Raw genomic sequence first — 4,083 nt, 5'->3', positions numbered from 1 at the left:
GTTGCTGGATACCGGCGAAAGCCTCGGAGAGAGCGGCGAGGTGGTGCTGATCAACTGGGCGCGGTATTGATTGCTGGACACGTCGTGCATGAGTCCAAACAGGAATTTCACGCCGAAATCCGGGGACACCATACGCATTTCCCTTGTGCGTCGATAAAAAAATGTTAGAATTATTCCATGGCTAGACTTGCACGTGCTGTCATTCCTGGAGAACCTCATCACGTCACCCAACGGGGGAATCGGCGACAGCAGACCTTTTTCCAGGATGAAGATTATCGGCTCTATCTGCAGTTGATGTCCGAGTGGTGTGCCCTCATGGATGTTGAGGTTTGGGCCTATTGCCTTATGCCTAACCACGTTCATTTAATCGCGGTGCCCAGGTCCGAGGAGGGGTTGCGTAAAGCCATCGGGGAGGCTCACCGGCGTTACACCCGGCATATCAATTTTCGCGAAAAGTGGCGCGGACATCTCTGGCAAGGGCGATTTTCTTCTTTCCCCATGGATGAAGCTCACCTTCTCACAGCAGCGCGTTATGTAGAACTCAACCCGGTTCGGGCGCGTCTTGTACAGAATCCTTCGGACTACCCATGGAGCAGTACCCAGGCACACCTTTCCAGAAAAAATGACATACTGGTCAACACCTCTCCTCTGTTGACACGGGTGGAGGATTGGGGCACATTTCTTTCCAAGGGATTTTCCGAAGAAGATTTGGAAATTTTGCGGCAACATGAAAGAACCGGGCGACCGTTAGGGGACGCATCGTTCCTTTCCAGAATGGAATCTTTGCTTCAACGCCCCCTGGCTCCCAGAAAAGCAGGTCGTAAAGCGGCGAATACGCTCCTGTCACCCTAATATACTGTCCTTGAGTCCATGGAGAGAGAAGTACACTATATGCCAGTTATTTCGATGTTTTACGGATTGATCATCCGCATGTTCTTTTTCGATGGCAGGCAACATCATATTCCTCATATCCATGCGGAATATGGCGAGATGAACGCTGTGTTTGGGATTGAGGATGGAGAAATTCTGGCTGGTGAGTTGCCCAGGCAAAAGATTCGCCTGGTCCAAGCTTGGATCGAACTCCATCGAGACGAATTGATGGCAGACTGGAAATTGGCAATGGAAGGCAACCAAGTGTTTCCCGTTGATCCGTTGAAGTGAGGCGAACATGAGTAATCCGAGGGTCGTTGCCGTGGAACCGGAAGAACACCAGTCCCTGGTTTTGGCCTTTGCCAACGGGGAACGCAGGCGTTTCGATGTCTCACCCTATCTGGATAAAGGAATTTTTCGGGAGTTACGCGATCCCACCTACTTTCGCCGCGTGCGTGCCGTGTCTGGCTATGTGACTTGGCCCCATGATCAGGATTTCAGTTGGGATACCCTCTATCTGGAGAGTATTCCTCTTGATGATCCGGTAGAAACCCCCACTTCGCCCTCTGCTCACTCCAAAGCATCGGAAACGGCTTGATCAACTCCCTCCATGTCAAAACATCCGGTTGCCGCCCATCCAAGATCAAATCAATGATATCCGGGGCCAGCAGAGTCAACCGCAGCACCTTGGCCACATAGGACTCGTCGAGATTCTCATGCTCGGCCAGTGCCCGGATGGATCCGCACTGGCCGCCTTCAAGCATTTTCAGCCACTTGTGCGCTCTGGCCACGAGTTTTGCCAAAGTCTCATCCCGTGGCGGGGCCGTCTCCATCCCTGCCGGGGCGATGATCAGCTTGCGCCCACCCCTCCGCTTCAGCACCATGGGGATCGTCACCACAATCATCTTGCCGTCCCTGCTCATTTCCGCTTTCATGCCACCATCTCCTTTTGATTGCCGATCTCTTTCAGTTCACGGGCCAGGGTGTCGAGTCCCTCCGTCCTCAGATGCACCTGAACGCCCCCCTTTCCAACCTCCACCCTGCCAATGAGAAGTTGCACCAACCGTTGCTGTTCAACTGGGAAAAGCTCCTCCCAGATCGGATCAAGCCGCCGCAGGGCATCGGCCACGTCCCGTTCCTTGATTCCGCTATCGTCCTCGTTGCCGACATGCCAGGTCTTGACCACCATCTCCGGCGACCGCAACATGGTGCGCACCTGACTGATCACCACCGCCTCGATCTCTCCGGCGGCGACGGTGCGCAGGATGCAGGCGTTGTAGCCGTTCTTGTCCGCCGTTTGGCAGGTGTAGTACCGGTAAAGCCGCCCGTTCTTGCGGGTGAAGGTGGGTTTCATGGCCCGGTCGCAGTGGCGGCACCGGATGATCCCCTTCAACGGCGCGGGGGTCTGCACCCGGGTCGGCCCTGAATGCTGGCGGTTGTTGGTGGCCAGGATGGCGTGGACCTTGTCCCAGAGTTCCCGGTCGATGATCCCCTGGTGTTCCCCGGCGTAGATCTCGCCGTGGTAGGCGATTTCGCCGACATAAACGTGATGGCCAAGAATGCGGTAGATCGCCCCCTTGTCCAAAAACCTGCCATTTTTCCCGGCTGTGCCCACCTTGGACAACTCCTTCAGCAACTCGGTGACGGAACCGATCTTCGCTATTCCGGAAATTGCAAACGATCGTGAGATCAAGTCATTGATGGCAATGCCATAATGCATCCCGCTCCTGTCAAACGATCATCTGACCCCATTGTCGGACTTTTTGGTGATGGAACGTTGCATTTCTTTGGACACTGAGGCGACTTTTCGCACTGGCCATTGCCATCCAGAAAGAGACGTGAGCAAAACATCTATCGTTTCGAACCGTAGCCTTTCTGAAGGGTACATGCCTGAAAAGTGGGAGCAGTTTGTTCCATATTGTCGGTATATATTGACATATGCCGACAATATGGAATATTCTGGGGCATGGAAAACCACTGCCAAACAATCATCAATCTCGCCCGAACCCACGGGATCATTCGACCGCGCGATCTGAACGTCCTGGGGTTGCCTCGGGTGGCTCTCTCGCGAATGGTTCGACGTGGAGAACTTGCCCTGGTCGGGCGGGGTCTTTATGCAATTCCTGATCGGACGGTATCCGAGCATGGTACCCTGGCTGAAGTTGCGCGCAGGCACCCCCAGGGGATTGTCTGTCTGCTGTCCGCCCTGCAATTCCATGATCTCACCACGCACACGCCTTTTGAAGTCTGGCTGGCCATTCCCAACAAGGCACGCGCCCCCCGAATGGCGTATCCACCGCTCCGGATCGTTCGATTTTCAGGCGATGCGCTGACCGAGGGCGTTCAGGAGCACCTGGTTGACTGCGTACCCGTGCGCATGACCAGTGTCGCCAAAACCGTGGCCGACTGTTTCAAATATCGCAACAAGATCGGGTTGGACGTTGCTCTTGAGGCGCTACAAGCATCCTGGAAAAAGAAACGGTTCACCATGGACGAGCTTTGGCATGCTGCTGCCGTTTGCCGGGTCGCCAATGTCATGCGTCCCTATATGGAGAGCCTGACTTGAAATTCCACAACATGGCGGCATCAGTACGCGCCAGACTGTCAAACCATGCGCGGGAGTCGAGACAGGATTTCAATTTCGTCCTCACCCGCTATGCCATCGAACGTCTGCTCTATCGGATCAGCATTTCGGAACATGCCCCCCAGTTCATATTGAAGGGGGCACTGCTGTTCGACCTGTGGTTCGACATCCCCCACCGCCCGACCAGGGATGCGGATTTCCTCGGTTTCGGGTCGTCCGATCTGCCGCACATCACGGACACCTTCCGGGAGATCTGCAAGATCGAGGCACCGGACGGCATGAAGTTCCAACCCGACTCGGTGCGTGCAGCAGAGATCCGCAAGGATGCCAATTACGCAGGTGTGCGCGTCACCCTGATTGGGATGCTCGACAACGCCCGTTGCCCACTCCAGAGTCCCGCCGGACAATCCGCCACCAAAGGACAGGCAGCACAACGCTCTGGATCGAACTGCAGGTTGCGCGTCCTTTGATCCTTGCCGAGTCGGCTGCGAATCGGCACCGCTCCTTCTGGACAGGACATAACTCGAAACTTTTTCAAATCCAACTCAAAATGGCCCAGTCCGATCCCGTCTGAATCCCCCTTGCCAGGTGTAGGCGCCATCAAATCCACACCCCGTTCCGCCGCTGCA

General features: G+C 55.3%; 7 protein-coding genes. 5 read left to right on the top strand and 2 right to left on the bottom strand.

The window, feature by feature from the left end:
- Window positions 1-177 precede the first annotated feature (177 nt).
- The 3 genes from HQL98_16145 to HQL98_16135 are packed head-to-tail and all read left to right on the top strand — an operon-like array spanning window position 178 to window position 1,468.
- A complete protein-coding gene (locus HQL98_16145) occupies window positions 178-852 on the top strand; it encodes a transposase (protein MBF0273576.1) in 675 nt (224 codons plus the stop codon).
- A 39-nt stretch (window positions 853-891) separates the two neighbouring features.
- Window positions 892-1,161, top strand: coding sequence for a DUF4160 domain-containing protein (locus HQL98_16140; GenBank protein ID MBF0273575.1), 270 nt, complete (start codon window positions 892-894; stop codon window positions 1,159-1,161).
- Between the two features lie 7 nt (window positions 1,162-1,168).
- Complete coding sequence (locus tag HQL98_16135) at window positions 1,169-1,468, top strand: DUF2442 domain-containing protein (GenBank protein ID MBF0273574.1); 300 nt, start codon at window positions 1,169-1,171, stop codon at window positions 1,466-1,468.
- Here the strand turns inward: HQL98_16135 and HQL98_16130 are convergent.
- Both HQL98_16130 and HQL98_16125 read right to left on the bottom strand, forming a co-directional pair.
- A complete protein-coding gene (locus HQL98_16130; GenBank protein ID MBF0273573.1) occupies window positions 1,368-1,805 on the bottom strand; it encodes a hypothetical protein in 438 nt (145 codons plus the stop codon). The genes HQL98_16135 and HQL98_16130 overlap by 101 nt on opposite strands.
- Window positions 1,802-2,590 (bottom strand): recombinase zinc beta ribbon domain-containing protein, encoded by a 789-nt coding sequence (locus tag HQL98_16125; GenBank protein MBF0273572.1) that lies wholly within the window; start codon window positions 2,588-2,590, stop codon window positions 1,802-1,804. Before HQL98_16125 ends, HQL98_16130 begins: the two co-directional genes overlap by 4 nt.
- A 246-nt stretch (window positions 2,591-2,836) precedes the next feature.
- On the opposite strand from HQL98_16125, the gene HQL98_16120 reads away from it, so the two are divergent.
- Both HQL98_16120 and HQL98_16115 read left to right on the top strand, forming a co-directional pair.
- Complete coding sequence (locus HQL98_16120) at window positions 2,837-3,436, top strand: AbiEi antitoxin N-terminal domain-containing protein (GenBank protein MBF0273571.1); 600 nt, start codon at window positions 2,837-2,839, stop codon at window positions 3,434-3,436.
- Window positions 3,433-3,924: a nucleotidyl transferase AbiEii/AbiGii toxin family protein gene (locus tag HQL98_16115; GenBank protein ID MBF0273570.1), complete on the top strand. Its 492-nt coding sequence runs from the start codon at window positions 3,433-3,435 to the stop codon at window positions 3,922-3,924. The genes HQL98_16120 and HQL98_16115 overlap by 4 nt, the downstream gene beginning before the upstream one ends.
- Window positions 3,925-4,083: the final 159 nt, after the last annotated feature.

The organism is Magnetococcales bacterium (genome assembly GCA_015231755.1).
GTDB lineage: Bacteria > Pseudomonadota > Magnetococcia > Magnetococcales > Magnetaquicoccaceae > Magnetaquiglobus.
This window is presented reverse-complemented; position numbering and strand designations above follow the sequence as displayed.